Consider the following 25949-nt stretch of genomic DNA (forward strand, 5'->3'; position numbering starts at 1 on the left):
CCCCACAGGCTGTCCTTACACGAGAGATGCCATGTCCGCCCTGTACATCCTGATTCCCGTTGCCATCGCCCTGGTCGGCTTCGCCATCTGGCTGTTCTTCTGGGCAGTGGACAGCGGCCAGTACGACGACCTCGACGGGCCGGCACACAGCATTCTGTTCGACGACGAAGACCCATTGCACAAGGCTGGCGTCGAACAGGTCGAAGAGCAGAACAGGCAGGACAAGCCCGATGCCTGAACTGGCGCCACTGCTGGTATCGGCGCTGATTCTCGGCCTGCTCGGCGGCGGCCATTGCCTGGGCATGTGCGGCGGCCTGATGGGCGCCCTGACCCTGGCGATTCCCCCTGAACAACGCAGCAGACGCCTGCAACTGCTATTGGCCTACAACCTCGGGCGCGTCCTCAGCTACGCGCTGGCAGGCTTGCTCCTGGGGTTGGCCGGTTGGGCCGTGGCCGGCAGCCAGGCCGAGGTCATCATGCGCACGCTGGCGGCGCTGCTGCTGATCGCCATGGGTCTTTATCTCGCCGGCTGGTGGAGCGGCCTGACGCGCATCGAAGCACTGGGCCGTGGCCTGTGGCGACACATTCAACCCCTGACACGCCGCTTCATGCCGGTCACAAGCATCCCCAAGGCAGTGGTGCTGGGTGGTCTCTGGGGCTGGCTGCCGTGTGGCCTGGTTTACAGCACCCTGCTGTGGGCCTCGAGCCAGGGCAATGCCGTCAACAGTGCCCTGCTGATGCTGGCCTTTGGCCTGGGCACCTGGCCGGTGCTGCTGGCCACCGGTCTGGCGGCAGAACGCATCACCGCCCTGCTGCGCAAGCGTGGCGTGCGCATGGCGGGTGGCCTGCTGGTCATCCTGTTCGGCATCTGGACCCTGCCCGGCCCACACCAGCACTGGCTGATGGGTCACTGACACGCAGCCCGGATGCAATCCGGGGAAACCTGCCACAAGCCCCGGATTGCATCCGGGCTACGTCACCATCGGCTCCAGTGAAGCTTTTTCACTTCGCCTGCAGCCTGCGGCCGCCCCTCTTGTAGCCTGTTGATTCAAGTCAAGGCCATCCCCTGCGCGCATCCCTAGACTGGCAACACAGCCTGTCCAGGATTATTTCCCATGCTCGATACCCTCCAGTGGGATACCGACCTGATCCGCCGCTACGATCTCGCCGGTCCGCGTTACACCTCCTACCCGACCGCCGTACAGTTTCACGACGACATCGGCCCATTCGATCTGCTGCACGCGTTGCGCGACAGCCGCAAGGCCGGGCGTCCGCTCTCGTTGTACGTGCACGTACCGTTCTGCGCGCACATCTGCTACTACTGTGCCTGCAACAAGGTCATCACCAAGGATCGTGGCCGCGCCCTGCCTTATCTGGAAAAGCTCGAGCGGGAAATCGAGATCATCAGCCGCTACATCGATCGCAACCAGCCAATCGAGCAACTGCATTTCGGTGGCGGTACGCCAACCTTCCTCAGCCATGACGAGCTGCGCCGCCTGATGCAGCACCTGCGCCAGCACTTCAACCTGCTGGATGACGATTCCGGTGATTACAGCATCGAGATCGATCCGCGCGAAGCCGACTGGTCGACCATGGGCCTGCTGCGCGAACTGGGCTTCAACCGTGTCAGCCTGGGCGTGCAGGATCTAGACCCCGAGGTGCAACGCGCGGTCAACCGCCTGCAGACCCTGGAGGAAACCCGCGCCATCGTCGAGGCAGCGCGCACCCTGCAGTTTCGCTCGGTAAACATCGACCTGATCTACGGCCTGCCCAAGCAAACGCCTGAGCGCTTCGCCCGCACCGTGGCCGAGATCATCGCCCTGCAGCCGGATCGTCTGTCGCTGTTCAACTACGCGCACCTGCCCGAGCGCTTCATGCCGCAACGGCGCATCAGCGCCGATGACCTGCCCAGCCCGGCGGACAAGCTGGCCATGCTGCAGGCCAGCATCGAGCAACTGACCCGCGCCGGCTATCGCTACATCGGCATGGATCACTTCGCCCTGCCCGACGATGAACTGGCCATCGCTCAGGAAGAAGGCACGCTGCAACGCAACTTCCAGGGCTACACCACCCACGGCCATTGCGACCTGATCGGCCTGGGCGTATCCGCCATCAGCCAGATCGGCGACCTATACAGCCAGAACGACAGCGATATCACCAGTTACCAGCAGACCCTGGGCAATGGCCAGTTGGCGACTCGCCGCGGCCTGCATTGCAATGCCGACGACCGCCTGCGTCGCGCCGTGATTCAGCAACTGATCTGCCATTTCCAACTGCGTTTCGCCGACATCGAGCAAACGCATGGCGTGGTGTTCCGTGATTATTTCTGCGCCCTGTGGCCGGAGCTGGAGCAACTCGCGGCTGACGGCCTGATCAGCCTCGACGCTCAGGGTATTGAAGTGCGCCCGGCCGGGCGCCTACTGGTGCGTTCGCTGTGCATGCTGTTTGATCGTTATCTCAACGATCAGGTGCGCCAGCGCTTCTCGCGGGTGATCTGAGCCGGGCAAGCGCCCGCTCCGTTACGGGCGCTTCTCAACTCATCGCCAGCAGGCTCGCAGCCTGCATCTGCTCGCTGGAAAGGCCATTGTCACGCATCAACTTGATCAGCTGGGCGTTGGCCGAAGTCAGCGCACTGTTGAGCGAGGCCAGCTCGGTCTGCAGCCCTTCCAACTGCTGACGCTTGCCCTCGGCGTCAAGCCTCTGATCGCTCATGATGGCCTCGATCTGCGCCTGTTTCTCGACGATCTGTGCACGCAGCTCGCGGATCATCTTGAGCAGATCCCTGATCGCCTGAGGCAGGTCGCTATCGTCGATATCTTGATGCTTCTCAGACCTGGTCGACATGCCCTTGCCCAGCTCGGACAGGCTCACGCGCAATCCTTCGCAACGCTCCTGCGCAGTTCGTTCAGCCGTGCTGAACTGTCGTTGAACACCCTGAGCCAGATTGTTCAGTGAACCCAGCGAAGCGATGCGCATTACCCTGCTCCCTGCCTTGATCTATCATGTCAGGGTCACATCGGCAGGCCGGGATCAAACTTGAGTAAGCAGTCAGGCTTGCATGGCTGGTCGCAAACCCGCCCCTGCTGTACCCTAAGCGCCATTGCGTATCTATCAGGAAGCTGAACGATGTCCGAGAGCATCAAGCTGCGTACGCAGCACCAAGCCCATTGCAAGGATTGCAGCCTGGCCAGCTTGTGCCTGCCGCTCTCGCTGAACATGGAAGACATGAACGCCCTCGACGACATCGTCAAGCGTGGTCGACCGCTGAAAAAAGGCGAATTCCTGTTCCGTCAGGGTGATTCCTTCGGCTCCGTATTCGCCGTGCGTTCCGGCGCGCTGAAAACCTTCAGCCTGAGCGATGGTGGCGAAGAGCAGATAACCGGCTTTCACCTGCCCAGCGAGCTGGTCGGCCTGTCGGGTGTCGACGGCGAGCGCTACCCGGTCTCGGCACAGGCGCTGGAAACCACCTCGGTCTGCGAGATTCCCTTCGAGCGCCTTGACGACCTGGCCCTGCAACTGCCACAGCTGCGCCGCCAACTGATGCGCATCATGAGCCGTGAGATCCGCGACGATCAGCAGATGATGCTGCTACTGTCGAAGAAAACCGCCGACGAACGCATCGCCACCTTCCTGGTCAACCTCTCTGCCCGCTTCCGCGCGCGCGGCTTCTCGGCCAACCAGTTCCGCCTGGCCATGTCACGCAACGAAATTGGTAACTATTTGGGTCTTGCGGTCGAGACGGTGTCTCGCGTATTTACCCGCTTCCAACAGAACAAGCTGCTCGAAGCCGAAGGCAAGGAAGTCCACATTCTCGACCCGATCGAGTTGTGTGCATTGGCCGGTGGCAATCTCGACGTTTGAGTTCGCACGGCTTTCGCGGGCTCAACGCCTTTAGGACCCCACGATGATCTTTGACGAATTCAGCATCAAGACCCTGATCCGCCCGGTAGCAGACTTCCCAAAACCGGGCGTGGTGTTTCGCGACATCACCCCGCTGTTCCAGTCGCCGCGCGCCCTGCGCATGGTCGCCGACAGTTTCATCCAGCGCTATGTGGAGGCTGAATTCAGCCATATTGGCGCCATGGATGCGCGCGGCTTTCTCATCGGCTCGATCATCGCCTATGAACTGAACAAGCCGCTGGTGCTGTTTCGCAAACAGGGCAAGCTGCCGGCGGATGTGCTCAGCGAGGGCTACCAGACCGAGTACGGCGAAGCGTTCCTGGAAGTACACAATGACAGCCTCTGCGAAGGCGACTCGGTGCTGATCTTCGATGACCTGATCGCCACCGGTGGCACGCTGATCGCCGCCGCCAATCTGGTACGTCGCCTGCGTGCCAGCGTTTTCGAGGCCGCTGCAATCATCGACCTGCCGGAGCTGGGCGGCTCGCAAAAACTGCAGGATGCCGGCATTCCCACCTTTACCCTGACCGCCTTCGCACTCGACGACCGCTAAGCCCGGAGCCAGCGGTTGTGGATGATGCCGCTCAGCGAATCGCCACTGAAACCCAGATGAAGCAGACCTCCTTGGATTCGACAAGCGCATGGCGCCTGCGCCTGGCCCAGACCATGGACGGCAGGGCCGTCCAGCGGCTGGTGACCGGACTGATTCTGATAAATGCCGCCATCCTCGGTCTGCTCACTTCACCGCCTATCGTCAGCCAGTGGGGCTGGCTGCTGGTGCCGCTGGACGCCATCATTCTCGCCTGTTTCTTCGCGGAGCTGAGCCTGCGTTTCGCCGCCCGTGGCATCGCCCTGCTACGCGACCCCTGGGCCTTGTTCGACTGCATTGTCGTCGCCATAGCCCTTATACCGGCCAGTGGCCCTTTCGCGGTTTTACGAGCGCTGCGCGTGTTGCGAGTGCTACGCCTGGTATCGATCAATCCGAGTATGCGCAAGGTGGTGCAGGCACTCCTCGCTTCGTTACCCGGCATGGGCAACATCATCATGCTGATGAGCCTGATCTTCTATGTCGCCGCCGTAATGGCCACACAGCTGTTTGGCGAGCGCTTTCCGGAATGGTTCGGCAGCCTCACCGCCAGCCTCTACTCACTGTTCCAGATGATGACACTCGATAGCTGGTCGAGCGGCACCGTCAGGCCAATCATGGAAGTTTATCCACTGGCTTGGCTGTTCTTCATTCCCTATGTGCTGATTGCCACTTTCATGATGCTCAACCTGTTCATCGCCGTCATCGTCAACGCGATGCAGAGTGCCCATGAACCCAGCCCTGAAGAACAGGCCGCAGCAGCACGCGAACAGGCGATTCTCGACGAACTGCGCGCACTGCGCAGCGAAGTGGCCGAGTTACGCCGCCAGCAGCCCTGAGCAAGGCCGTCACAGGCCCGCGCGCGACCTCAACAGCTAGCGGGTATTGCGTCGTAGCGGATCGAGCAGCGCCTTGAGGCCGTTGTGGTCGATCTCCTGCATCAACGCCAGCAATTGCCCCAGCTCGCCCTTGGGAAACCCCTCGCGGGCAAACCAGTTCAGATAGTGCCCCGGCAAATCGGCGATCAACCGACCCTTGTACTTACCGTAGGGCATGCGCCGGGTCACCAGGAGTTGCAGTGCTTCGGGGTTCATCGAATGCTCGATTGATCGGAAATGACGGCGTCATTGTGCCAGGCATCAGCCCTGAAACGAAAAGTCGCTACCCATGCAGTGCTTCACGCACGAAATCCAGGCGATCCTGACCAAAGAACATCTCCCCACCGACGAAGCAGGTCGGCGCACCGAATACGCCTCGCCGGACGGCTTCCTCGGTCGTCGACTTGAGCGCCTCCTTGACTGCCGGATCGGCCGCCTGAGCCTGCAACTGCGCGGCATCGAAGCCGGCCGCCAGCAATACGGCGGCCACCCTGGCCGGATCGCCCATGTTCACGCCATCGACCCAGATCGCCCGAAACAGTGCCTGCAAGGCATCGTCGAAACGTTCTGGCTGGCGCAGTTGCAGCGCCACCAGCAAGCGCATCAGCGTCAGGGTATTGATCGGGAAATGCGGGTTGAAGCGCATCGGCACGCCATAGCGCTCGGCAAAGCGCGCCAGGTCGCGAATCATGTAACGCCCCTTGGCCGGAATCATCGCCGGCGAGGCGTTGCCGGTGGCCTGGAACACGCCGCCAAGCAGCATTGGCCGATAGACCAGTGCAGCGCCAGCGTCGCGACACAGATCAGGCAACTGGGTATGGGCCAGGTAGGACGCCGGGCTGCCCAGGTCGAAGAAAAACTCCACCGTCTTGCTCATCAGTTTCACTCGCTCGTTATTGTGATGATGGGTTCAGCGCAGGTTACCAGCGCTCGATCCACGGACGCAGATCCAGCTCGAAGGTCCAGGCATCACGCGGCTGGCTGTGCAAGAACCAGTAACTGTCGGCGATATGCTCGGGATCGAGAATGCCATCCTGGTCTTTCAGGGCATATGTCTCCGGCCAGTTATCACGGATGAAGGCCGTATCGATGGCTCCGTCGACCACGATATGGGCGACATGGATATTCAACGGCCCGAGCTCTCGCGCCATGCTCTGCGCCAGTGCGCGGATACCATGCTTGGCTCCGGCAAAGGCGGCAAAACCGGCAGCCCCGCGCAAACCTGCGGTGGCACCGGTAAACAGGATGCTGCCACGCGCGCGCGTGACCATGCGCTTGGCCACTGCCTGGCTGGTAAGAAAACCGGAGAAACAAGCCATTTCCCAGATCTTGAAGTACTTGCGTGGCGTTTCTTCCAGAATGCTGCAGGGCACGTTAGCACCGATATTGAAGACCATCACCTCGATCGGGCCGATGTCGCGCTCGATGCGTTCGACCAGTTCAGCCACCTGCTCCTCACGTCGCGCATCGGAGGCAAAACCATGTGCTTCGCCACCCTCACTGCGGATTTCTGCCAACAACGGTTGCAGTTTTTCGAGGCTGCGCCGGGTCACGCAGGCGACATATCCCTCGCGGGCAAAACGCCGGGCAATGGCGCCGCCCGTGGCGTCACCGGCGCCAATGATCAATGCGATTTTCTTATTTTCGGTCATGGCCTTCTCCATTAGCTAACGATCGTTAGATGAACGAACGTTATGCTACGCTCTCGGTCGGGTCAACTCAGCATAGAACGGAGTCATCCATGCGTTATTGCGCCGAACACAAGACCGAAACCCGCGAGCGCCTGCTCGCCAGCAGCGGCGCCCTCGCCAAGCAGCAAGGTTTTGCCGTGACCGGGGTGGATGCACTGATGAAAACCATCGGTCTGACCGGCGCGGCGTTCTACAGCCACTTCCCGAGCAAGAACGACCTGTTCGCCGAACTGATCGAGCGCGAGCTTCGCAATAGCCTGAGCCGACTCGGCGGCGAAGCGGGTGGTGCCGGACGCGACAAACTGAAACGCTGCCTGGCGGCTTATCTCAGCCTGGCGCATGTCGAGCAACCGGATAAAGGCTGCGTACTGCCGGCCCTGGGCGCGGAGATCGCCCGTGCCGATGAAGGCGTACGCTTGCGCACCGAGCAACAGATCCTGCGACTGCAGAGCACCTGGGCCGAGATCATCGGCGACCCACAACTGGCCTGGACGATTCTCGCTCAATGCCTCGGCAGCCTGCTGCTGGCGCGCATGATGGCCAGCGAGGAATCGCGCCAGCAGGTACTCGGCGCCAGCCTGGACATGCTCGAAAACACATTGAAGCCTGTCAGCTGAACGCGGATGCCGTTACCCTACGCAGGTTCTTCTTGTCAGGATCGCCCCATGCCGTACACGCCTTCCCCGCTGGTGGGTGAAAACCCGCTGCACGCCATCGAAGTCCGCATCCTCGGTTGCCTGATCGAAAAGCAGTTGACCACACCGGAAACCTACCCACTGACGCTCAATGCCGTGCAGCTGGCCTGCAACCAGAAAACCAGTCGCGAGCCGCTGATGAGCCTGGAAACCGGCGAAGTCGGCCGCTACCTGCGCAGCCTGGAAGGCCGTAAGTTGGTGCACCTGGTCATGGGCAGCCGCGCCGACCGCTGGGAACAGCGTTGCGACAAGCAGCTGGAGTTGGTCAAACCGCAAACCGTACTGCTCGGCCTGCTGCTGTTGCGCGGGCCGCAAACGCTCAATGAACTGCTCACCCGCAGCAACCGCATGCACGATTTCGACGACGTAGACGACGTCCAGCACCAACTGGAACGTCTCATTGGTCGTGGCCTGGCCGTACTGCTACCACGCCAGAGCGGTCAGCGCGAGGATCGCTACATGCATCTGCTGGGCGAGCAGACTGACCTGGAGAACCTGCTGGCCAGCCGCCCCAGCAGCCGTAGTGACACCTCGGCACCTAACGATGATCGTCTGGTCGAACTGGAAGCGCGTATCGCCGCACTGGAAGAACGTCTGGCACGCCTGGAAGGCGCACAGTAACCCTAAGGAGTCCATGCATTGAATCTCAAAAGCCGTTTCTGCCTCATACTCAGCGCCACCCTGCTCGCTGCCGGCTGCAGCAGTACCGCCGAGCAACCCAGCCGCGCAGCAGCACCGAGTGCTGTAACCCCGGATAGCTGCACCTCGTCCGCCGTCGAGCACCTCAAAGGCCAGACCGCCACCCCCGAACTGCTCGAACAAGCCCGTCAGCAAGCTGGCGCCAGCTCGGCCCGCATTCTCACGCCCAACAGCGTGGTGACCCTGGAATACAATGGCCAGCGCCTTAACCTCAACGTCGACGATCAACGCGTGATCACCCGCGTATCCTGCGGCTGACGGCACGGCGGTGCGGCTTATCCCGTATCGCCATCACGCCAACCACCTTGCACAGGCCAATACCATGACCTCACACGTGCAGCCTTGCGCCGAGCTGATGCTGGATAACCAGCTGTGCTTTGCCCTTTACTCCACCTCACTGATGATGACCAAGACCTACAAGCCCCTGTTACAGGCGCTCGGTCTCACCTACCCGCAATATTTGGCCATGCTGGTGCTGTGGGAAAACGAGGGCATCACCGTCAGTGAGATCAGCGCGCGCATGCTGACCGACCCGGGTTCGTTGACGCCTCTACTCAAACGCCTGGAAGGCGAAGGCCTGCTGCAGCGCCAACGCAGCAGCCAGGACGAGCGCGTGGTGCAGCTGTACCTCACCGACAAGGGTCGTGCCCTGCACGAACAGGCCAAGGCATTGCCGGCCTGCATCCTCAAGGCCTCGGGCCTCGACTTGCCGGCACTGGGCAAGTTGCGTGACGACCTGGTCGAGCTGCGCCAGCACCTGCAGGACGCGCTCTGAACACGGGCGATGCGAGCCATCGCCCCAACCCCCTCATTCTCCCGCCTGAATTGCCCCACCGACCTGTCCCTCCTGCGCCTTCCGTGCCTTGCCAGACTGCTTCCGTATCAGCGGAACATGGCCGCCCATCACGGCGCTAGCCCACGTCGCAGCTGCTTATTCCATTGATCGCCACTCATATAACCCAATACTTTATAGATTTATCTTGCGCGCAAAATATATGCGCAATAAAGCTCTCACTATGGAAATGGTTAGCGCGCAAATGATTAGCGAGCCAATCCATCATTTACTGACCTAACGAGGAATATCCCCATGACTATCGAAAACGTTCTCTACCGCGCCACCGCTGAAGCCTTTGGTGGCCGTGAAGGCCGCGCCGTTTCTTCCGACGGCATTCTGGACATCGCCCTCACCACGCCGAAAGAACTCGGCGGTGCTGGCGGCAACGGCACCAACCCGGAACAACTCTTCGCTGCCGGCTACTCTGCCTGCTTCCTGGGTGCCCTGAAGTTCGTCGCCGCCCGCGACAAGCTGAGCATCCCGGCGGATACCTTCATCGAAGGCACCGTGGGCATCGGCGCCATCCCCACCGGCTTCGGCATCGAAGTGGTACTGCGCATCAGCCTGCCGGGCCTGGATCGCGACGCCGCGCAAACCCTGGTAGATCGCGCGCACATCGTCTGCCCGTACTCCAATGCCACCCGCGGCAACATCGACGTCACCCTGACTATCGTCTGAACCCGCACACGCCAAAAAACGAAACCCCGCCACCGTTACCGGTAGCGGGGTTTTCTTTTGATCATCATCCTTCGCAACTGAAGCTGCTCCTACGCGAACGCTGATACACCTGTAGGAACGGCTGGGCGGCACTCCGCTTCAGCCGCGAAATAACGCGTTATGCCAGACCACGCACCTGCTCCCAGGTCAGATCCAGGCACTTGCGCGCTTTCTCGACCAGCTCATCCACCTCCGCCTGGCTGATCACCAAAGGCGGCGCGATGATCATGGTGTCGCCCACCGCGCGCATGATCAGACCGTTGTTGAAGCAGTGGCCACGACAGACCATGCCCACGCCCACATCACCGGAGAAGCGCTTGCGCGTGGCCTTGTCCTGCACCAGTTCGATGGCGCCGAGCATGCCAACGCCACGCACTTCGCCCACCAACGGGTGATCGGCCAGCTCACGCAGGCGCTTTTGCAGGTAGGGCGCGGTTTCGGCCTTGACCCGCTCGACGATGCCTTCTTCCTTGAGAATGCGCAGGTTCTCCAGCCCTACCGCTGCCGCCACCGGATGCCCGGAATAGGTGAAGCCGTGGTTGAAGTCGCCGTGCGCTTCGATCACTTCGAACACCTTGTCGCTGACGATCAGCCCGCCCATCGGCACGTAGCCGCTGGTGAGGCCCTTGGCGATGGTCATCAGATCAGGCTTGAGGTCGTAGTACTGGCTGCCGAACCACTCGCCGGTACGGCCAAAGCCGCAGATCACTTCGTCAGCGACGAACAGAATGTCGTACTTGGCGAGGATTTCCTTGATGCGCGGCCAGTAGGTCTCTGGCGGGATGATCACACCACCGGCGCCCTGGATCGGCTCGGCAATGAACGCGGCGACGTTTTCCTCGCCCAGTTCGAGAATCTTCTTCTCCAACTGATCGGCAGCCCAGATGCCGAAGGCGTCCGGGCTCATATCACCGCCTTCACCGAACCAGTACGGTTGCGGAATATGCGCGATACCCGGAATCGGCAGGTCGCCCTGCTCGTGCATGAACTTCATGCCGCCGAGGCTGGCGCCGGCCACGGTGGAGCCGTGGTAGCCATTGTCGCGACCGATGATGATTTTCTTGTTCGGCTGCCCCTTGCATGCCCAGTAGTGGCGTACCAGACGCAGCATGGTGTCATTGCCTTCCGAGCCCGAACCGGTAAAGAACACATGGTTCATGCCGGCCGGCGCCAGTTGGGAGATAGCGTGGGCCAGTTCCAGCACTGGCGGGTGAGCAGTCTGGAAGAAGGTGTTGTAGAACGGTAGCTGCAACATCTGTTTGGAAGCTGCAGCGACCAGTTCCTCGCGACCATAGCCGACGGCCACACACCACAGGCCGGCCATGCCATCGAGGATCTTGTTGCCCTCGCTGTCCCACAGGTGCACACCCTTGGCCTCGGTGATGATGCGCGGCCCCTTTTCGGCCAACTGCTTGTAATCACTGAACGGCGCCAGGTGGTGGGCCTGGCTCAGCGCCTGCCAGTGTGCGGTTTTCGAGTTGTTCTGGGCGTTATTCATGGCGCCTCCTTCTATCCGTGACATCACAGGTACCAGCGGTATTCGCGCGGGCTGATGTCGTGCATGAAGGCCAGGTGATCCTGGCGTTTGTTCTCGCAATAAACCATGACGAACTCGCTACCGAGGCCGGCGGCGACGCGCTCGCTGGCCTGCATGCGGCGCACGGCGTCGAGCATGTCCTTGGGAAAGTCGACGCCGCTGCTGCGGTCGTCATTCAGCGGTGCGATGGGCTCGACCTGGGCATCGAGACCCTGTTCGATGCTGGTCAGTAATGCCGCCAGCACCAGATAGGGGTTGGCATCGGCGCCCGGCAGGCGGAATTCCAGGCGCAGGTTGCACGCGTCGGACTCGGGAATGCGCACGCAGGCGTCGCGATCCTCGAAGCCCCAGCTGGCCTTGCTCGCCGAGTTCACCTGGGCGCCAAAGCGGCGGTAGCTGTTGTGGTTCGGCGCGTAGATCGGCATCAGCTCCGGCAGCAGTTCCAGGCAACCGGCCACGGCATGCCGCAACGGACGCTGCTCGTCACGCGCCAGCAGGTTGTTGCCAGCCTCGTCGTACAGGCTGACGTGGATATGCATGCCGCTGCCCGGATACTGCAGGTATGGCTTGGCCATGAAGCTGGCGCGATGACCATGCTTGAGCGCCACGCCACGGGTCACCCGGCAGAACAGCGCCGACCAGTCGGCCGCCTGCAGCGGGTCGGCGTTGTGGCTGAAGTTGATCTCGAACTGCCCCGGGCCGATCTCGGCGGTTATAACTGTGGTGTCGATGCCCTGCAGACGCGCGGTCTCACTGATGTCGTCGAGCACCTCGGCAAAACGCGAGAGCCGCTCGATATGCATATTCGGCTGGTCGTCGGCATCCCCGCTCAGGTCATCGCGCGGGTATTGCGGCAAGCCGTCCTTGAGCGCCTTGTCGAACAGGTAGAACTCCAGCTCGAAGGCCACCACCGGACGAATGCCACGGGCGGCTAGGCGCTGCACCACGCGCGCCAGCACCTCGCGCGGTTCGAACTCGATCGGTGCTTCAGTACCATCGGAGCTGATCAGCATCTGCCCCAGCGGCTGGCGTTCCCAGTTCACCAGTTTGAGCGTGCCGGGAATCAAGCGGCGAGGCGCGTCCGGATCGCCATCGTGGAAGCAGTAATCGCCAATCTCGTACAGCCCGCCCTGGGCGCCGAGCAGCATGCAATTCTGCGGCAACTTCAGGGCGCTGCCGGCGGCGACCTTCTCCAGCATCTCGATGGGGTAGCGCTTGCCGTAGAAATGCCCGGGAATGTCCAGGCAGATCAGGTCGACGAAGCGCACCTCGGGGTGGGCCTGGCGGAATTGGCGGACTTCGTCGAGCAGCTCGACTCGGGTGGCGTTCATTGTGGTTATTTCCGATTCACGGGAGGTCAGGTGTAGATCCACAACACCCGCGCGGGGGTGTCGCCCTGGTTGGCATAACGCAGGCGCGCATAGCTGGGCACCTGGAAAACATCGCCGGGGTAAAGGGTGGCGCTCTCTTCGTCCTCACCCAGCCACAGGGTCAATTGGCCTTCGAGCACGTAGCCGGCCTGCTCCGAGCGGTCGCTCATCTGCCGCTCACCACTGCTGGCGCCGGGTTCGAGCAGGCTATCGACCACCATGAAGGCGCCCTGCAGCGTCGGCGAGGCCATGATGTCGGTGATGCCACCAGCCAGATACAGGGTACGGCGCTCATCCGGCCGGGTGACCCAGTCCAGCGCCTTGGGCTTGGGCAGGCTGTAGAAATAGGTGGTGGGCACGTCGAGCGCCTCGGCGATGGCGGTCAGATCCTCCACCGTCGGGCGCGACAAGCCACGTTCGACCTGCGAGAGAAAGCCCACGGAGCGGCCGATGCGCTCGGCCAGCTCGTTGAGGGTGACCTTCTTGTGCTTGCGCAGGTCGTGGATCAGCACGGCCAGGGCCGCCATCTCCAGGTTCTTGTCCATCTCTGGGCTGTTCATTTCAGAAGCTGTCTCTTAGTCGGTACCAGGCCTTGCCAATGGCCTCGAGCGGCGCCGCCAGGCGCTCGCCAAATGGAAAGGCGGGGTTGCGCAACTGCTGGTACAGGGCCAGTTCGTCGTCATTGCCGAGAATCGCATCGCTGACAGCCCGCGCCGCTGCCAGGGTCGGCAATACGCCATGGCCGGAGAAGCCCTGCAGCCAATAGCGGCCGTTCTCGCCACCGATATCCGGCGTGCGCGCACGGGTGATGTCGATATGCCCACCCCAGGCGAAATCGATGGCCACGTCTGACAACTGCGGGAATACACGCTCGAGGAAAGGCCGCGTGGCAGCCGCCATGTCCTTCGGCAGGCCGCCCAGATAGGTGCAACCGCCGCCGAATAGCAAGCGGTGATCCGGCGTGCGGCGGAAATAATCGAGGACGAACTGGTTATCGGTGACACAAGCATTGCGCGGCAGCAAGGCCTCGGCGCGTTCTGCGCCCAACGGCTCGGTGGCGATCTGGTAGGTGCCGACCGGCAGGATGCGCCGGGCCAGGCGTGGCTCCAGATCGTCGATATAGGTGTTGCAGGCCAGCACCAGATTGTCGGCCTGCACGCTGCCCTGCTCGGTACGCACGTGGTAGCCGTCGCCATGCCTATCCTGACTCAGTGCGCGACTCTGCTCGAAGATCTGCCCACCGGCGCGAACGAAGGCCTCGGTCAGGCCGAGTGCCAGCTTGAGCGGGTTGAGGTGGCCGGCTTCTGGGTCATAGAGACCCGCCTGATAACGCTCACTGGCGACCCATTGCGGCATCTGCTCACGAGAGACGAACTGCAGCGCGCGGTGCCCCCACTTATAGGCGGCCTGCTCCTGCCATTCATGCAACAGCACCACGCGGCGCGGCAGCACAGCCGTCCACAGATGGCCACGGCGATAATCGCAGTCGAAACCATAACGCTGGGGCAGTTCGCGCAACTCGCGGGCCGCCCAGGTCATGCCATACCATAGACGGCGGGCACGTTCGAGACCAAGCGCCTTCTCCAGCGGCGGCATATCGCACGACCAGCCGAGAATCGCCTGCCCGCCATTACGACCGGAAGCCGCCCAGGCCACCCGGCTGGCCTCCAGCAGGATCACCCGCTTGCCGGCTTCGGCCAGGCGCAGCGCCGTGTGCAGACCGCTGAAACCAGCACCGACCACCAGTACATCGCACTGCACGTTACCTTGCAGGGCCGGATAGTGCCTCAACCGATCCCGACAGTTCTGCGCGTAGTAACTGTCGACATGCTCACTGGCCTGGCGAAACATAAGCGGCTCATGAAATTTAAAATAATTAATTTCATGAAAATATATAGATAAAATTTCACAAAGGCAAGTCTGAGCACGCCAGGGGCGAGCTCAGACGCAGCGCTCGACAGAAATACTCGCGACCAGATTCTTCACGGAAAGTCATCGCGCGACGCTCATACAAACGAAATCGCTCGAAGAAGCGCAGCTTAGGTGCTGTAAATGCACATCCTGAGAGGAATAACGGCGCCGCATCAGCGAGCGCCGATACTTTCCGTACAGAGCCTAAAGCCCTTCCTGCGACACCTGCTATAGCCCCATCTGCTTGGCGATGATTTCGTTCATGATCTCGCGCGTGCCGCCGCCAATGGAGAGGATGCGGTTGTCGCGGTACAGGCGCTCTACCAGGGACTCGCGCATATAGCCCATGCCGCCCATGATCTGCACCGCATCGTAGGTCAGGCGGTCGGCGATATCGGTGGCGAAGTTCTTGGCCATGGAGATTTCCTTGATCACGCTTCTGCCGGCCGCCATCTGCGCGGCCTGGCGGTAGGTGAACTCACGGGAGACTTCCAACTGAGTAGCCATCTCGGCCAGGCGGTGCTTGAGCACCTGGAACTTGCCCACCGGCTTGCCGAACGCCTGGCGCTCGCGCGCCCACTTCATCGACTCTTCCAGCGCCATTTGCGCGGTCATATTGGCCATGATCGCCAGGCTCAGGCGTTCGCTCTGGAAGTTGGCCATGATGCAGGCGAAGCCGGCGTTCTCCACGCCGATGAGGTTCTCCACCGGCACCAGGCAGTCATCGAAGAACAGTTCGGCGGTGTCCGACGCCCACCAGCCCATCTTCTTCAGTTTGCGACCGACGGTGAAGCCTGGCGTGCCCTTTTCCACCAGCAACAGGCTGACGCCGCCAAAGCCCTCGCCACCGGTACGCACCGCCACCGTGTAGTAATCGGCACGCACGCCGCTGGTGATGAAGGTCTTGCTGCCGTTGATGCGGTAATGGTCGCCATCACACACGGCGCGGGTCTTGAGGTTGGCCACGTCGGAGCCACCGGAAGGCTCGGTGACTGCCAGCGCCATGATCTTCTCGCCGGCCAGCACCTGCGGCACCACGCGCTCGCGGATGGCAGGCTTGGCCCATTTGACGATGGGCGGCAAACCGATATCCAGCGAGCCCAGCCCGGCCACCAGGCCGCCCGAGCCGCTGCGCATCAGTTCCTCGCTGGCTGCGACCTTGGCGAATACGTCGCCCTCGTGGCTGCCGCCGTACTGCTCCGGGTAGCCGATACCGAGGATGCCCGCCTCACCTGCCTTGAGGTACAGCTCACGAGGAAATTCCTCGGCCTCCTCCCACTCGTCGATATGCGGCAGGATCTCGCGCTCGACGAAGCGCCGAACAGAATCACGAACCAGTTGGTGGGACTCATCGAAATACGACAGAGCGGCGGCCATGCGGGTACTCCCGTTATTGTTTTCGCCACCCTAACCTAGCGCTTGCTTGGTTTTCAAGCGAGCGTTTCATTTCTGCTCGTGCAGCGTCTTCCTCACCCGCTCGCCCATTTCGTAGGCCGGCCCTTCCACTGCCTGGAAATTACGGGTGTAGCGCTGGGCGAAACCATCGGTGCCCCACTCGCGGTACTGCTGCACATGCCATAACTCATGCGCCCAGAGCACAGGGTCGGCGGCAGCCGCCTGTGCATCACGAAACACCACCACATCCACCAGCGTCACAGCCTGTACGTCGGGGTTCTGCAGCATGACGGTGGCGGCATCCATCTCGTCGGTGATACCGACGCGATAGCGCACTTCATCGAGCAACGCATCGTCGTAGAACGGCGCGAGCTGCGCGCGAATCATCAGGGGAATTGGCTCGGTGCCGGCTCGGATTGCCGCCTGGCGCGATTGCAGCAGCCAGGTTTCGAGGCGCGCCGCCGCCATATTCAGGCCATCTTCCCGCACCCGCACCGGATCGGGCACACATAGGCAGGAAGCGCCCAGACACACCTGAATCTGCCCAGTCGGGCATTGGGCCTGTGCAGCCAGAGGCGCCCCGATCAGGAACACCAGGGCAATACGGCGCAGAGTGTCGGCGATCACGGGCACTCCGATTAGAGAGGATTTGACGGCTTACAGGCTGATCGGGCGCCGACCTGCCAACGCATGGGCCAGGGTGCCGCCGTCGACCAGTTCCAGCTCGCCACCCAGCGGCATGCCATGGGCGATACGCGAGGCAACCAGGCCTTTGCCGGCAAGGATCTGCGCGATGTAGTGCGCAGTGGCCTCACCCTCTACGGTCGGGTTGGTGGCCAGGATCACTTCGCTGAAAGCACCGGCCTCGATGCGCTCCAGCAGCGCGGGAATGCCGATGGCTTCCGGGCCCAGGCCATCGAGCGGGGACAGATGCCCCTTGAGCACGAAGTAGCGACCGCGAAAGCCGGTTTGCTCCACTGCATGCACGTCCATCGGCCCCTCTACGACGCACAGCAGGCTGTCATCGCGGCGCTCGTCCAGACACAGCTGGCACAGTTCGTCTTCGCTCAGGCTGCGGCATCGCTTGCAGTGGCCCACGCCTTCCATCGCAGCATTGAGCGCCTGAGCCAGACGCTGACCGCCACTGCGATCACGCTCAAGCAGCTGCAGCGCCATGCGCTGCGCGGTCTTCTGCCCAACACCGGGCAGGATGCGCAGGGAATCGATCAACTGGCGAATCAGGGGGCTGAAGCTCATGGAAGTCCTGCAAAGGTTGGCGGGCAACGATTTGGTGGGCTAAAGCCCACCCTACGAACTGAACATGCGATCAACATAAGTAAGAGTGGCGATCAGGCGGCGTGCAGGGCAAGGCGCCGACGAACGAGGAACCGCAGTGTGCTGCAGCACATGAGGATTCCGAGTTCGTCGGCAACACAGCCATGTGCGTCGACTGGGCGTCACCTATTCAGAAAGGCATTTTGAAGCCTGGGGGGAGCTGCATGCCTGCGGTCATGCCGGACATTTTCTCCTGGCTGTTCTGCTCGACCTTGCGCACGGCGTCATTGACGGCCGCGGCGATCAGGTCTTCCAGCACTTCCTTGTCTTCCTGCATCAGGCTGTCGTCCAGGGTGATGCGCTTGACGTCGTGACGACCGGTCATCACCACGCTGACCAGACCGGCGCCGGACTGGCCGGTGACTTCGGCGTTGGCCAGTTCTTCCTGCATCTTCTGCATTTTTTCCTGCATTTGCTGAGCCTGTTTCATCAGGCCTGCCATGCCACCTTTCATCATGTCGGTATCCTCGGTATTCGGGGTTTAACTGGGAGTATCGATAGGTTCGATGCTGTCGTCGCGCACCTTGGCGGCGAACTGTTGAATCATCTGCTGCACCAGCGGGTCGGCATGGATCGAGGCCTCGGCGCTGCGCTGGCGATCAGCACGGCGGCGAGCTGCGGCCTGCGCCGGAGTTTCCTGCTCGGGCTTGCACAGCTCGATGCGCAGTTTGATGCTGCGTCCCTGCTGCTGGTTCAGCGCCTCATTGAGACGACGCTGCTGAGTTGGATTGAACAACGCACTGTGCGCCGGATCCAGGTGCAGCAGCCAGTCATCGCCATTGGCTTCGATCAGCGTACAGTTGGCGGCGATGCTGCCGGTCATGCCGCCCAAGCCCAGCTGCGGGAACAGCGACAACCATTCTGCCGCCAGACCGGTTGCCGGCTTGGCGGCAGGCAACGGCTCTTCGACCACAGGCGTAGCGGTTTCAGCCTGGCCGAAATCGTAATCGAGGGTTTCGGCGTCCATTTCGACATAGTCGTAGTCGCCGGGCGGTGGTTCGTCGTCACCGCCATCGGCGTCCACCACAGGCTGGATGACCTCGCTCACGACAGGCGTTGCAACCGCAACAGCAGGCACCGCTACAGGCTCTGGCTCAGGCGTTGCGACGGGCTCAGCGGGTGCGGCGACTGGCTCAGGCGCTTCAGCCGTTTCCCAAGGCACATCGACGGCAGCCGCAGGCTCAGGAGCAGCAGACTCGGGCTCGGGCTCGGGCTCGGGCTCGGGCTCGGGCGACAGATTAGCGACTGGCGCCACGGGCACTTCAAGCATCTGGGCCGGTTCAGGCTCAGCGGGCTCAGGACTCGCAACCACGGCGGCAGGGCTCGGCTCGACAGGATTCGCAACAGCAGGAGCCGCCTGGACAGAAACCACAGGAGCCGGCATAGCGGTGCCGGCCACTGGGCTTTGTTGGGAATCAGCAGTGGCCTGGCTGATCCCCAAGGGCTTTAGCGTCACCTTGGGTGCGTCGTCGGCGCCCGCCGGGCGGAAGGCCAGCATCCGCAGCAGCACCATTTCGAAACCACCGCGAGGATCCGGCGCCAGGGGCAGGTCGCGGCGGCCGATCAGGCCCATCTGATAATAAAACTGCACGTCTTCGGCCGGCAGTGCCTGGGCCAACTGCAGCACGCGCTCACGGTCGCCCTGGCCATTGTCCACGGCCTCTGGCAGCGCTTGGGCGATGGCCACGCGGTGCAGGACGTTGAGCATTTCCGCCAGCACGCCATTCCAGTCCGGCCCCTGCTCGGCGAGATGGCGCACCGCCTCGATCAGCGCACGCGCATCACCTTCGATCAACGCATGCAGCACGCCATAAACCTGGCCGTGATCGAGCGTGCCGAGCATGGCGCGCACATCAGCCGCCAGCACCTTGCCCTCACCAAAGGCAATGGCCTGGTCGGTGAGGCTCATGGCATCGCGCATCGAACCATCGGCAGCGCGACCCAGCAGCCACAGGGCATCGTCCTCGAACGGCACGTTTTCGGCAGTCAGCACATGGGTCAGGTGCTCGACCACCCGCTCCGGCGGCATGTTCTTCAGGGAGAACTGCAGGCAGCGCGACAGCACTGTGACCGGCAACTTTTGCGGGTCGGTAGTCGCGAGGAGGAATTTGACGTGGGGTGGCGGCTCTTCCAGGGTCTTCAACAGGGCGTTGAAGGAACTGGTGGAGAGCATGTGCACTTCGTCGATCAGGTAGACCTTGAAGCGCCCACGACTCGGTGAATACTGCACGTTATCGAGCAGCTCACGGGTGTCTTCGACCTTGGTGCGGCTGGCAGCGTCCACTTCGATCAGGTCGACGAAGCGGCCTTCATCGATCTCCCTGCATACCGAGCAGGTGCCGCAAGGCGTGGAACTGATGCCGGTTTCGCAGTTCAGGCACTTGGCGATGATCCGCGCGATGGTGGTCTTGCCCACCCCGCGCGTGCCGGTAAACAGATAGGCGTGGTGCAGACGCTGGCTGTCCAAGGCGTTGATCAGGGCTTTGAGCACATGGGTCTGGCCGACCATTTCGCGGAACGAGCGCGGACGCCATTTACGTGCAAGAACCTGATAACTCATGGAAAACCGTCGTATGAGGAAAGCAAAAGTGGGCTAATGCTAGCGGAGCAACCGGCAAATTGCATCCGCCAACCGATACCCGCAGACGTCACAGAGGTGCTCTGCAAATAGCGCTGTTCAATTCTTGAACAACGGCGTATAGTCCGAACCGTTCGTACCACGCTGCAAGTCAAAAAGGCCTTCGCGCCCCCTCGCTGGTTTCCCGGTTCAACGTCTAGCGCTGTTTCGCGCTACCGCCCTACCCGATCCCATCCGCTGACTGATCAGGCCGACTCGCCACTTACTGGCGCAGATCCTCCGCCTGCCTCCGACGTACCGACCACGCCTAAGAACCGTAACACTGGAACTTTATCGTGCTAACCAAGCTCCGATGGTTCGACATGCTATGGCCGCTTTTCGGCCAACCACATGGAGCTACACCACGCGCAACGAAGCGCACATGCTTTAAGGAAGTACCTAAGAATGAATGCTCAACATCAAATTCAGAAAGCCATCAGCACCCTGACCCACGCCTTCGCGCCGTTCGACTGCCGCATCCAGGCCACGCGCAAGGGCAGCTTCAGCTTCACCCTAGTCGACAAGACCGGTATCGCCCAGTACAGCCAGCGTCTTTACCCGGGCCAGTACAACGACGATTCGCTGCAACAGGTGATCGAGCGTACGCGCCAATCGCTCACGGCTTGAACCAAGCCGCCATGTTGAGGTCGAAGCAAATCAACCTCAGGATGGAGTCAGATATGGAACTCAGCAATCAGCAACTCGTCGACCATCTGTTCAATCCGCTGCGCGCCAGCTTCAGCTCGCCGCGGCCGGATGGCAGCGTCATCCTCGCCTTGCTCGACGAGAGCGACAGCACCGTCTACAGCCGTGTTCTGGCCAGGCCCCAAATCACCGACCAGAACGCCTTTGCCCAGAGCCTGGAAGAAATCCGCCTGGAACTGGCGGTACGCGCCGGCAATATTCCTGCCGACCTGCGCAAGATACTCAAGGAACAGGACAGCGTGCTGAATTACCGCATCGCCTGAACCTGCACACCCGCAAAAGCCTGCGCCCAACGCGCAGGCTTTTTATTGCGCAGAGCAAATGACCAGCGACGAGACGGGGGCATCGAAAGAGAAGGAGGGAAGCGCTAGAGATTGGAGGCGAACCCTGCCAGCCACACCCCGGCACACGATGTTCCCGCTGTGGCTGCTCCCTTCCGGGCCTGACCAGGTTCACGGGTAATCGTTGCGAGGGGACCGACAGGGCCCACCATAACGAAGCCCGCCATTGCGACGGGCCGCGCCATTGTAACGACTAAACGCAAACTTACAACTGCTTCAAACACTTAGACGCGGAAACGGCCCACCAACTGAGCCAGGCCATGGGACAGCTCGGACAGATGCTGGCTGGCCCGCGTGCTCTGCTCGGAGGTCTGTGCCGCCTCGTTGGACAGATCACGAATATCACTGATGTTGCGTGCGATCTCTTCGGTAACGCTGCTCTGCTCCTCGCACGCCGTGGCGATCTGCGCGGCCATGTCATTGATGCGCTGCACCGAATCACCGGTCACGCTCAACGCCTGATCCACACCCGCCGCCTGCTCCACGCTCTGCCGTGCCCGCGCACTGCCCGAATGGGTGGCCTTGACCGCATTCTGCACACCGATCTGCAGACGCTCGATCATCTGCTGAATATCCTTGGTGGACTCCTGAGTACGCGCGGCCAACGCGCGCACCTCATCGGCCACCACAGCAAAACCACGCCCCTGCTCGCCTGCCCGCGCCGCCTCGATGGCGGCATTGAGTGCCAGCAGGTTGGTTTGCTCGGCAATACCCTTGATCACCGCCAGCACGGCGCCAATATTGGCGGTTTCCTGTTCCAGCGTCTGGATGGTAGTGGAGGCACTCTCCACTTCCTGTGCCAACTGGCGGATAGAGCGTATGGTGGCCCCCACCACCTCGGCCCCCTCACGCGACTGCGCTTCGGCCTGGCGCGCCGCATCGGCGGCATTCTGCGCATTGCGCGCCACCTCATGCACCGCTGCGCTCATCTCGGTTGCAGCCGTGCTGACCTGATCTACAGCCACATGCTCGCTACTGATGAGGCGGTCATTGGCGGCTGCCATCCCTGCCAGGCTTTGCGCTGAATCGGCCACCTCCCCGGTGACCCTGCCCACTTCCTTGATCAGGGGTTGCAGCTTGTCGAGAAAGCGATTGAAGGCGTGACTGAGCTTACCCAACTCATCCCTGGACAGCACATCCAGACGCACCCGCAGATCACCATCCCCATCGGCAATCTGCTCGATGCGATGCAGCAGACTGTGCAGCGGACGCGTCACCAGCAGCGGGAAGCCCACTATCAGCACCAGACACACCAGCAGGCCTATGGCGATCAGCAGCCCCTGCTGCCAGACCAGCGCATCGCCACGTGCTATGGCATCGGTACCCACCGCATTGGCTGCGCCATCTTCCAACTCGCCAAGTTTGTCGATAGCGGTACGTGCCTCTTCGAATTGCGCCTCACTGTCAGCAAAACTCAGCAGACTGGCGCCCTCCGGGTCACTCGAACTCATTTCCAGCACGCGCAGAGACGTTGCCTTCCAACGCTCATAGCCACGGTCAAACTCGGCCACCAGGGCAAGCGCCTCATTGCCAGGCTGCATGGCGGCGAACTTGTGCACACGGTCATAGGCCTGCTGCAGATTTTCAGCATGGGCAGCGCGTAGCTGGTCGGCATGCTGGTGCGCACTCTCATCGAGCAAGCTGCGCTCGGCAACGAAAGCCTGATAGAGATCCCGGTCGGCATTGAGCAACAGGCTGACAGCCGGCAAATGGCGATTGGTCAGTGTCGTGCTGGACTCGGCAACCTGAGTGATGCCACGAACCCCCAGCGCCCCCATCGTCACCAGCAGAATGGCCAGCAGCAGAATCGGTAGAGCAATCTTCCAGCGAAAACCAAGATCAGCGAATACACGCAACATGATGGCACTCCAGCATGACATTACTAGCAACAGCTTAGTCGAGCCTTGCCAGGCTGCTGCATGCCCTGGCAAATAACGGCCGAACGCAGCGGACTACGCCTGCCTGAATGCTTACGTTTTTTGCTCATGGGCCGGAACCACAGGGGCCGATGCGACACTAAGCCCTATCGGAAGGGCCGTCAGGACACTGCCGAGCCTTACCTTTTGTGCTAGCGTTCCCACGTTTTCGGCTGTGCGGCCCTGCCCGTCGCGCCGAACCTCTCACCTGCAAACGGAGTTACACCATGGCAATCACCAAAGACCAACTGATCGGCGACCTGGCCGAGGCCACCTCCCTGCCCAAAGCCAGCGTACGCAATCTGCTCGACCAGTTGGCCGAGATCGTCGGCGACGCGCTGGAAAACGACGGTGAGATCACCCTGCCGGGTATCGGCAAACTGAAGGTAAGCGAGCGCCCGGCACGCACCGGCCGCAACCCGCAGACCGGCAAAGCCATCGAAATCGCTGCCAAGAAAGTGGTCAAGCTGGTGCCCGCCAAGGCCCTGACCGACAGCCTGAACTGAGTGTTTGCCAGCCCAGGCGCAATGCCTGGGCCGGCTCTGCTGGTTACTCGACTACCTGCAGCTCGGTAACGATGTACCGGTTACCCTGCTGCTGCACCTGAAAGTTGACTTTCTCTCCTGCCGAAACGCCCTCCAGCAGCTGCGCATTCGCAACCTCGAACACCATGGTCATCGGCGGCATACCGATACTGGCGATGGGGCCGTGACGCAGGGTGATCTTCTGCGCGGCGCTATCGACCTTGCGCACCTCGCCCTGACTCAGCGGCGCGGGGTCGGCGGCCTGCACCGGCAGGCTGAACAGGGTAGCCAGCGTCGCGATCAGCAATGACTTGTTCATGCATGTTTCCTCTCGTCGGTCACTCGGCCAGCACCCGGATGGTGCCGACCATACCGGCCTGATAGTGGCCGGCGATCAGGCAGGCGAAGTCGAACTCGCCTGCGCGGTTGAAGGTCCAGATCATCTCGCCGCTCTGCCCCGACGCGACGTGGGCCATATAGGGTTCGTCGTGCTGCATACCGGGAAAACGCAGCATCGCCTCGGCATGTTCATCCAGGGTTTCGCGGGTGCCGATGACAAACTCGTGGAGGATCTTGCCGTCGTTGTGGTGAACAAAACGGATGGTCTCGCCCTGCCTGATCTGCAGCCGATCTGGGGTGAAGCGCATCCGGTCGGTCATACGGATCTCGATGGTGCGGTCGACCTCACCGGCATCGCCGGCGATGCCCCAGGGCTTCTGCTCCCTGATCGTTGCGGCGGCCTGATGGCCCTCGTGCGCCTCGCTGTGGGCCAGCGCTGCCGGGCTGCCGAGCAGCCCGATCAGGGTCAGAACCAGTAACTGTGCTGTTTTCATCTGTGAATCCTCGCTTGCTGTGGGGACCGGGCCGCGTGGCGGCCCGCCCCGTCAATGCCCGGCATGACCGCCCGGCTTGCGTACCTGCACTTCCACCGGCGTCTCGAGCGGCTGCTTGAGCGGCATCGACTGGCCGCCGCCGTCGTGCGAGCGGCTCGGGTTGGCCAGTGCGCCCTTCCATTCATAGGCCACAGTTCCGGCCGGATGCTTGAACCAGCCCGGGTCGCGGTAGTCGCCAGCGGCCTGCTCCTTGCGCACCTTGAGCATGGTGAACATGCCGCCCATCTCCACCGAGCCGAACGGGCCGTCGCCGGTCATCATCGGTACGGTGTTGTCCGGCAGCGGCATCTGCATTTCCGCCATGTCGGCCATACCGCGCTCGCCCATCACCATGTAGTCCGGCACTAGCTTGGCGATCTTGCGGGTGATGTCGCGGTGATCGACGCCGACCAAGGTCGGCACGTCGTGACCCATGGCGTTCATAGTGTGGTGGCTCTTGTGGCAGTGCAGCGCCCAGTCGCCCTCCTCGTCGGCGATGAACTCGAGCTGGCGCATCTGCCCCACCGCTACGTCGGCGGTCACCTCCGGCCAGCGCGAGCCGACCGGGGTCGGACCACCGTCGGTGCCGGTGACCTCGAACTCGTGGCCGTGCAGGTGGATCGGGTGGTTGGTCATGGTCAGGTTGCCGACGCGCAGGCGCACCCGCTCGCCCTGGCGCGCCACCAGCGGGTCGATGCCGGGGAACACCCGGCTGTTGAAGGTCCACAGGTTGAAATCGAGCATCTCCATGATCTTCGGCGTGTAGGCGCCCGGCTCAATGTCGTAGGCGCTGAGCAGCAAGCAGTAGTCGCGGTCCACCTCGGCGATCAGCGGGTGATGCTCTCTGGGGTGGGTGACCCAGAAGCCCATCATGCCCATGGCCATCTGCACCATCTCGTCGGCGTGCGGGTGGTACATGAAGGTGCCGGGACGGCGGGCGACAAACTCGTAGACGAAGGTCTTGCCAGAGGGAATCGCCGGCTGGGTCAGGCCCGTCACACCGTCCATGCCGTTGGGCAGGCGCTGGCCGTGCCAGTGGATGCTGGTGTGCTCGGGCAGCTTGTTGGTAACGAAGATGCGCACCCGGTCGCCCTCCACCACCTCGATAGTCGGCCCCGGCGACTGGCCGTTATAGCCCCACAGGTGGGCCTTGTAGCCGGGCGCCAGCTCGCGTACCACCGGCTCGGCGACCAGGTGGAACTCCTTGACGCCGTTGTTCATCCGCCACGGCAGCGTCCAGCCGTTGAGGGTCACCACCGGGTTGTAGGGCCGCCCGCTGCCCGGCTGCAGCGGCGGTTGGGTGTCGGCGCTGGCCTGCAGCACCGGCTCGGGCAGGGCCGCCATGGCCACCCGGCTTACCGCCGAGGTCGCCACCGCAGCGCCGATGGCGCTGGCCCCGAGAAAGAAATCGCGTCGTGAAACCAT

General features: G+C 62.3%; 31 protein-coding genes and 1 other RNA gene. 14 read left to right on the forward strand and 18 right to left on the reverse strand.

The features are described 5' to 3' along the window. The first annotated feature begins 31 nt into the window (after positions 1–31). The 3 genes from ccoS (at position 32) to hemN (ending at position 2498) form a co-directional block, all read left to right on the forward strand. Complete coding sequence (ccoS, locus tag J7655_RS12185) at positions 32–238, forward strand: cbb3-type cytochrome oxidase assembly protein CcoS (RefSeq protein WP_147809780.1); 207 nt, start codon at positions 32–34, stop codon at positions 236–238. Then, positions 231–914 (forward strand): sulfite exporter TauE/SafE family protein, encoded by a 684-nt coding sequence (locus J7655_RS12190; protein WP_230924673.1) that lies wholly within the window; start codon positions 231–233, stop codon positions 912–914. The genes ccoS and J7655_RS12190 overlap by 8 nt, the downstream gene beginning before the upstream one ends. A 201-nt stretch (positions 915–1115) precedes the next feature. Then, entirely contained in the window at positions 1116–2498 is a 1383-nt protein-coding gene (gene hemN, locus J7655_RS12195) for an oxygen-independent coproporphyrinogen III oxidase (RefSeq protein WP_230924674.1), read from the forward strand. A gap of 34 nt (positions 2499–2532) precedes the next feature. On the opposite strand, the gene J7655_RS12200 is transcribed toward hemN, so the two are convergent. Then, positions 2533–2976 (reverse strand): hypothetical protein, encoded by a 444-nt coding sequence (locus tag J7655_RS12200; protein WP_230924675.1) that lies wholly within the window; start codon positions 2974–2976, stop codon positions 2533–2535. A 150-nt stretch (positions 2977–3126) separates the two neighbouring features. On the opposite strand from J7655_RS12200, the gene fnr reads away from it, so the two are divergent. Genes fnr through J7655_RS12215 form a run of 3 tightly spaced genes read left to right on the forward strand, consistent with a single transcriptional unit; the run spans position 3127 to position 5325 of the window. After that, a complete protein-coding gene (gene fnr / locus J7655_RS12205; protein ID WP_230924676.1) occupies positions 3127–3861 on the forward strand; it encodes a fumarate/nitrate reduction transcriptional regulator Fnr in 735 nt (244 codons plus the stop codon). A 43-nt stretch (positions 3862–3904) separates the two neighbouring features. Further along, positions 3905–4453: an adenine phosphoribosyltransferase gene (locus J7655_RS12210; protein ID WP_230924677.1), complete on the forward strand. Its 549-nt coding sequence runs from the start codon at positions 3905–3907 to the stop codon at positions 4451–4453. Positions 4454–4509: 56 nt separating this feature from the next. Continuing rightward, positions 4510–5325 (forward strand): ion transporter, encoded by an 816-nt coding sequence (locus J7655_RS12215; RefSeq protein ID WP_230924678.1) that lies wholly within the window; start codon positions 4510–4512, stop codon positions 5323–5325. A 36-nt stretch (positions 5326–5361) separates the two neighbouring features. Here J7655_RS12215 and J7655_RS12220 read toward each other — a convergent pair whose 3' ends face one another. The 3 genes from J7655_RS12220 to J7655_RS12230 form a co-directional block, all read right to left on the reverse strand. Beyond that, entirely contained in the window at positions 5362–5580 is a 219-nt protein-coding gene (locus tag J7655_RS12220) for a DUF3820 family protein (protein WP_230924679.1), read from the reverse strand. 67 nt (positions 5581–5647) lie between these two features. Next, positions 5648–6241 carry a 2-hydroxychromene-2-carboxylate isomerase gene (locus tag J7655_RS12225; protein WP_230924680.1) on the reverse strand — a complete coding sequence of 198 codons (594 nt, stop codon included), beginning with the start codon at positions 6239–6241 and terminating at the stop codon, positions 5648–5650. Between the two features lie 43 nt (positions 6242–6284). Beyond that, complete coding sequence (locus J7655_RS12230) at positions 6285–7016, reverse strand: SDR family oxidoreductase (RefSeq protein ID WP_230924681.1); 732 nt, start codon at positions 7014–7016, stop codon at positions 6285–6287. Positions 7017–7105: 89 nt separating this feature from the next. Here J7655_RS12230 and J7655_RS12235 point away from each other — a divergent pair, with 89 nt between their 5' ends. The 5 genes from J7655_RS12235 (at position 7106) to J7655_RS12255 (ending at position 9962) form a co-directional block, all read left to right on the forward strand. Beyond that, positions 7106–7672: a TetR/AcrR family transcriptional regulator gene (locus J7655_RS12235; protein WP_230924682.1), complete on the forward strand. Its 567-nt coding sequence runs from the start codon at positions 7106–7108 to the stop codon at positions 7670–7672. Between the two features lie 48 nt (positions 7673–7720). Next, positions 7721–8371 (forward strand): YceH family protein, encoded by a 651-nt coding sequence (locus J7655_RS12240; protein WP_230924683.1) that lies wholly within the window; start codon positions 7721–7723, stop codon positions 8369–8371. A gap of 18 nt (positions 8372–8389) precedes the next feature. Continuing rightward, complete coding sequence (locus J7655_RS12245; protein ID WP_230924684.1) at positions 8390–8707, forward strand: I78 family peptidase inhibitor; 318 nt, start codon at positions 8390–8392, stop codon at positions 8705–8707. A gap of 64 nt (positions 8708–8771) precedes the next feature. Next, positions 8772–9224: a MarR family winged helix-turn-helix transcriptional regulator gene (locus J7655_RS12250; protein ID WP_230924685.1), complete on the forward strand. Its 453-nt coding sequence runs from the start codon at positions 8772–8774 to the stop codon at positions 9222–9224. Between the two features lie 312 nt (positions 9225–9536). After that, positions 9537–9962, forward strand: coding sequence for an organic hydroperoxide resistance protein (locus J7655_RS12255; protein WP_230924686.1), 426 nt, complete (start codon positions 9537–9539; stop codon positions 9960–9962). Between the two features lie 157 nt (positions 9963–10119). Here the strand turns inward: J7655_RS12255 and J7655_RS12260 are convergent, their stop codons facing one another. The 9 genes from J7655_RS12260 to dnaX form a co-directional block, all read right to left on the reverse strand. Next, entirely contained in the window at positions 10120–11499 is a 1380-nt protein-coding gene (locus J7655_RS12260) for an aspartate aminotransferase family protein (protein ID WP_230924687.1), read from the reverse strand. A 23-nt stretch (positions 11500–11522) separates the two neighbouring features. Beyond that, the gene (locus tag J7655_RS12265; RefSeq protein WP_230924688.1) at positions 11523–12869 is read right to left on the reverse strand and encodes a glutamine synthetase family protein; all 1347 of its coding nucleotides are present in this window, start codon (positions 12867–12869) and stop codon (positions 11523–11525) included. 26 nt (positions 12870–12895) lie between these two features. After that, the gene (locus tag J7655_RS12270) at positions 12896–13453 is read right to left on the reverse strand and encodes a helix-turn-helix domain-containing protein (protein WP_074914745.1); all 558 of its coding nucleotides are present in this window, start codon (positions 13451–13453) and stop codon (positions 12896–12898) included. 16 nt (positions 13454–13469) lie between these two features. Next, on the reverse strand, positions 13470–14759 hold the full coding sequence (locus tag J7655_RS12275; protein WP_230924689.1) for an NAD(P)/FAD-dependent oxidoreductase: 1290 nt from the start codon (positions 14757–14759) through the stop codon (positions 13470–13472). A gap of 288 nt (positions 14760–15047) precedes the next feature. Then, positions 15048–16196, reverse strand: a complete 1149-nt coding sequence (locus J7655_RS12280; protein ID WP_230924690.1) for an acyl-CoA dehydrogenase family protein — start codon at positions 16194–16196, stop codon at positions 15048–15050. A 66-nt stretch (positions 16197–16262) separates the two neighbouring features. Further along, entirely contained in the window at positions 16263–16841 is a 579-nt protein-coding gene (locus J7655_RS12285; RefSeq protein WP_230924691.1) for an eCIS core domain-containing protein, read from the reverse strand. A 30-nt stretch (positions 16842–16871) separates the two neighbouring features. Beyond that, entirely contained in the window at positions 16872–17471 is a 600-nt protein-coding gene (gene recR, locus J7655_RS12290) for a recombination mediator RecR (protein WP_230924692.1), read from the reverse strand. Positions 17472–17679: 208 nt separating this feature from the next. Further along, positions 17680–18006: a YbaB/EbfC family nucleoid-associated protein gene (locus J7655_RS12295; protein WP_003460931.1), complete on the reverse strand. Its 327-nt coding sequence runs from the start codon at positions 18004–18006 to the stop codon at positions 17680–17682. Between the two features lie 24 nt (positions 18007–18030). Then, positions 18031–20109 carry a DNA polymerase III subunit gamma/tau gene (gene dnaX, locus J7655_RS12300; protein WP_230924693.1) on the reverse strand — a complete coding sequence of 693 codons (2079 nt, stop codon included), beginning with the start codon at positions 20107–20109 and terminating at the stop codon, positions 18031–18033. A gap of 462 nt (positions 20110–20571) precedes the next feature. On the opposite strand from dnaX, the gene J7655_RS12305 reads away from it, so the two are divergent. Beyond that, complete coding sequence (locus J7655_RS12305; RefSeq protein ID WP_147809798.1) at positions 20572–20793, forward strand: hypothetical protein; 222 nt, start codon at positions 20572–20574, stop codon at positions 20791–20793. Positions 20794–20846: 53 nt separating this feature from the next. Further along, complete coding sequence (locus J7655_RS12310) at positions 20847–21134, forward strand: DUF3509 domain-containing protein (RefSeq protein WP_230924694.1); 288 nt, start codon at positions 20847–20849, stop codon at positions 21132–21134. Between the two features lie 122 nt (positions 21135–21256). Here J7655_RS12310 and ffs read toward each other — a convergent pair. Continuing rightward, an RNA gene (gene ffs, locus J7655_RS12315) (signal recognition particle sRNA small type) lies at positions 21257–21353 on the reverse strand. Positions 21354–21436: 83 nt separating this feature from the next. Beyond that, positions 21437–23092, reverse strand: coding sequence for a methyl-accepting chemotaxis protein (locus tag J7655_RS21165; protein ID WP_476748517.1), 1656 nt, complete (start codon positions 23090–23092; stop codon positions 21437–21439). Between the two features lie 263 nt (positions 23093–23355). Between J7655_RS21165 and J7655_RS12325 the strand changes: the two genes are divergently transcribed. Further along, positions 23356–23634: an HU family DNA-binding protein gene (locus J7655_RS12325; RefSeq protein ID WP_147809801.1), complete on the forward strand. Its 279-nt coding sequence runs from the start codon at positions 23356–23358 to the stop codon at positions 23632–23634. A 43-nt stretch (positions 23635–23677) separates the two neighbouring features. Here J7655_RS12325 and J7655_RS12330 read toward each other — a convergent pair whose 3' ends face one another. The 3 genes from J7655_RS12330 to J7655_RS12340 are packed head-to-tail and all read right to left on the reverse strand — an operon-like array spanning position 23678 to position 25949. After that, on the reverse strand, positions 23678–23971 hold the full coding sequence (locus tag J7655_RS12330; protein ID WP_230924696.1) for a copper-binding protein: 294 nt from the start codon (positions 23969–23971) through the stop codon (positions 23678–23680). Between the two features lie 19 nt (positions 23972–23990). Next, positions 23991–24485 carry a cupredoxin domain-containing protein gene (locus tag J7655_RS12335; protein ID WP_230924697.1) on the reverse strand — a complete coding sequence of 165 codons (495 nt, stop codon included), beginning with the start codon at positions 24483–24485 and terminating at the stop codon, positions 23991–23993. A 51-nt stretch (positions 24486–24536) separates the two neighbouring features. After that, on the reverse strand, positions 24537–25949 hold the full coding sequence (locus tag J7655_RS12340) for a multicopper oxidase family protein (protein ID WP_230924698.1): 1413 nt from the start codon (positions 25947–25949) through the stop codon (positions 24537–24539).

Origin of the sequence: Pseudomonas wenzhouensis (genome assembly GCF_021029445.1) — a bacterium.
GTDB classification, from domain to species: Bacteria; Pseudomonadota; Gammaproteobacteria; order Pseudomonadales; family Pseudomonadaceae; genus Aquipseudomonas; species Aquipseudomonas wenzhouensis.

Excerpts from the sequence above, each read along its gene's own strand:
- ccoS (WP_147809780.1), top strand. The coding sequence starts at position 32 with ATGTCCGCCCTGTACATCCTGATTCCCGTTGCCATCGCCCTGGTCGGC.
- J7655_RS12190 (WP_230924673.1), top strand. The coding sequence starts at position 231 with ATGCCTGAACTGGCGCCACTGCTGGTATCGGCGCTGATTCTCGGCCTG.
- hemN (WP_230924674.1), top strand. The coding sequence starts at position 1,116 with ATGCTCGATACCCTCCAGTGGGATACCGACCTGATCCGCCGCTACGAT.
- J7655_RS12200 (WP_230924675.1), bottom strand. The coding sequence starts at position 2,976 with ATGCGCATCGCTTCGCTGGGTTCACTGAACAATCTGGCTCAGGGTGTT.
- fnr (WP_230924676.1), top strand. The coding sequence starts at position 3,127 with ATGTCCGAGAGCATCAAGCTGCGTACGCAGCACCAAGCCCATTGCAAG.
- J7655_RS12210 (WP_230924677.1), top strand. The coding sequence starts at position 3,905 with ATGATCTTTGACGAATTCAGCATCAAGACCCTGATCCGCCCGGTAGCA.
- J7655_RS12215 (WP_230924678.1), top strand. The coding sequence starts at position 4,510 with ATGAAGCAGACCTCCTTGGATTCGACAAGCGCATGGCGCCTGCGCCTG.
- J7655_RS12220 (WP_230924679.1), bottom strand. The coding sequence starts at position 5,580 with ATGAACCCCGAAGCACTGCAACTCCTGGTGACCCGGCGCATGCCCTAC.
- J7655_RS12225 (WP_230924680.1), bottom strand. The coding sequence starts at position 6,241 with ATGAGCAAGACGGTGGAGTTTTTCTTCGACCTGGGCAGCCCGGCGTCC.
- J7655_RS12230 (WP_230924681.1), bottom strand. The coding sequence starts at position 7,016 with ATGACCGAAAATAAGAAAATCGCATTGATCATTGGCGCCGGTGACGCC.
- J7655_RS12235 (WP_230924682.1), top strand. The coding sequence starts at position 7,106 with ATGCGTTATTGCGCCGAACACAAGACCGAAACCCGCGAGCGCCTGCTC.
- J7655_RS12240 (WP_230924683.1), top strand. The coding sequence starts at position 7,721 with ATGCCGTACACGCCTTCCCCGCTGGTGGGTGAAAACCCGCTGCACGCC.
- J7655_RS12250 (WP_230924685.1), top strand. The coding sequence starts at position 8,772 with ATGACCTCACACGTGCAGCCTTGCGCCGAGCTGATGCTGGATAACCAG.
- J7655_RS12255 (WP_230924686.1), top strand. The coding sequence starts at position 9,537 with ATGACTATCGAAAACGTTCTCTACCGCGCCACCGCTGAAGCCTTTGGT.
- J7655_RS12260 (WP_230924687.1), bottom strand. The coding sequence starts at position 11,499 with ATGAATAACGCCCAGAACAACTCGAAAACCGCACACTGGCAGGCGCTG.
- J7655_RS12265 (WP_230924688.1), bottom strand. The coding sequence starts at position 12,869 with ATGAACGCCACCCGAGTCGAGCTGCTCGACGAAGTCCGCCAATTCCGC.
- J7655_RS12270 (WP_074914745.1), bottom strand. The coding sequence starts at position 13,453 with ATGGACAAGAACCTGGAGATGGCGGCCCTGGCCGTGCTGATCCACGAC.
- J7655_RS12275 (WP_230924689.1), bottom strand. The coding sequence starts at position 14,759 with ATGTTTCGCCAGGCCAGTGAGCATGTCGACAGTTACTACGCGCAGAAC.
- J7655_RS12280 (WP_230924690.1), bottom strand. The coding sequence starts at position 16,196 with ATGGCCGCCGCTCTGTCGTATTTCGATGAGTCCCACCAACTGGTTCGT.
- recR (WP_230924692.1), bottom strand. The coding sequence starts at position 17,471 with ATGAGCTTCAGCCCCCTGATTCGCCAGTTGATCGATTCCCTGCGCATC.
- J7655_RS12295 (WP_003460931.1), bottom strand. The coding sequence starts at position 18,006 with ATGATGAAAGGTGGCATGGCAGGCCTGATGAAACAGGCTCAGCAAATG.
- dnaX (WP_230924693.1), bottom strand. The coding sequence starts at position 20,109 with ATGAGTTATCAGGTTCTTGCACGTAAATGGCGTCCGCGCTCGTTCCGC.
- J7655_RS12305 (WP_147809798.1), top strand. The coding sequence starts at position 20,572 with ATGAATGCTCAACATCAAATTCAGAAAGCCATCAGCACCCTGACCCAC.
- J7655_RS12310 (WP_230924694.1), top strand. The coding sequence starts at position 20,847 with ATGGAACTCAGCAATCAGCAACTCGTCGACCATCTGTTCAATCCGCTG.
- J7655_RS21165 (WP_476748517.1), bottom strand. The coding sequence starts at position 23,092 with ATGTCATGCTGGAGTGCCATCATGTTGCGTGTATTCGCTGATCTTGGT.
- J7655_RS12325 (WP_147809801.1), top strand. The coding sequence starts at position 23,356 with ATGGCAATCACCAAAGACCAACTGATCGGCGACCTGGCCGAGGCCACC.
- J7655_RS12330 (WP_230924696.1), bottom strand. The coding sequence starts at position 23,971 with ATGAACAAGTCATTGCTGATCGCGACGCTGGCTACCCTGTTCAGCCTG.
- J7655_RS12335 (WP_230924697.1), bottom strand. The coding sequence starts at position 24,485 with ATGAAAACAGCACAGTTACTGGTTCTGACCCTGATCGGGCTGCTCGGC.
- J7655_RS12340 (WP_230924698.1), bottom strand. The coding sequence starts at position 25,949 with ATGGTTTCACGACGCGATTTCTTTCTCGGGGCCAGCGCCATCGGCGCT.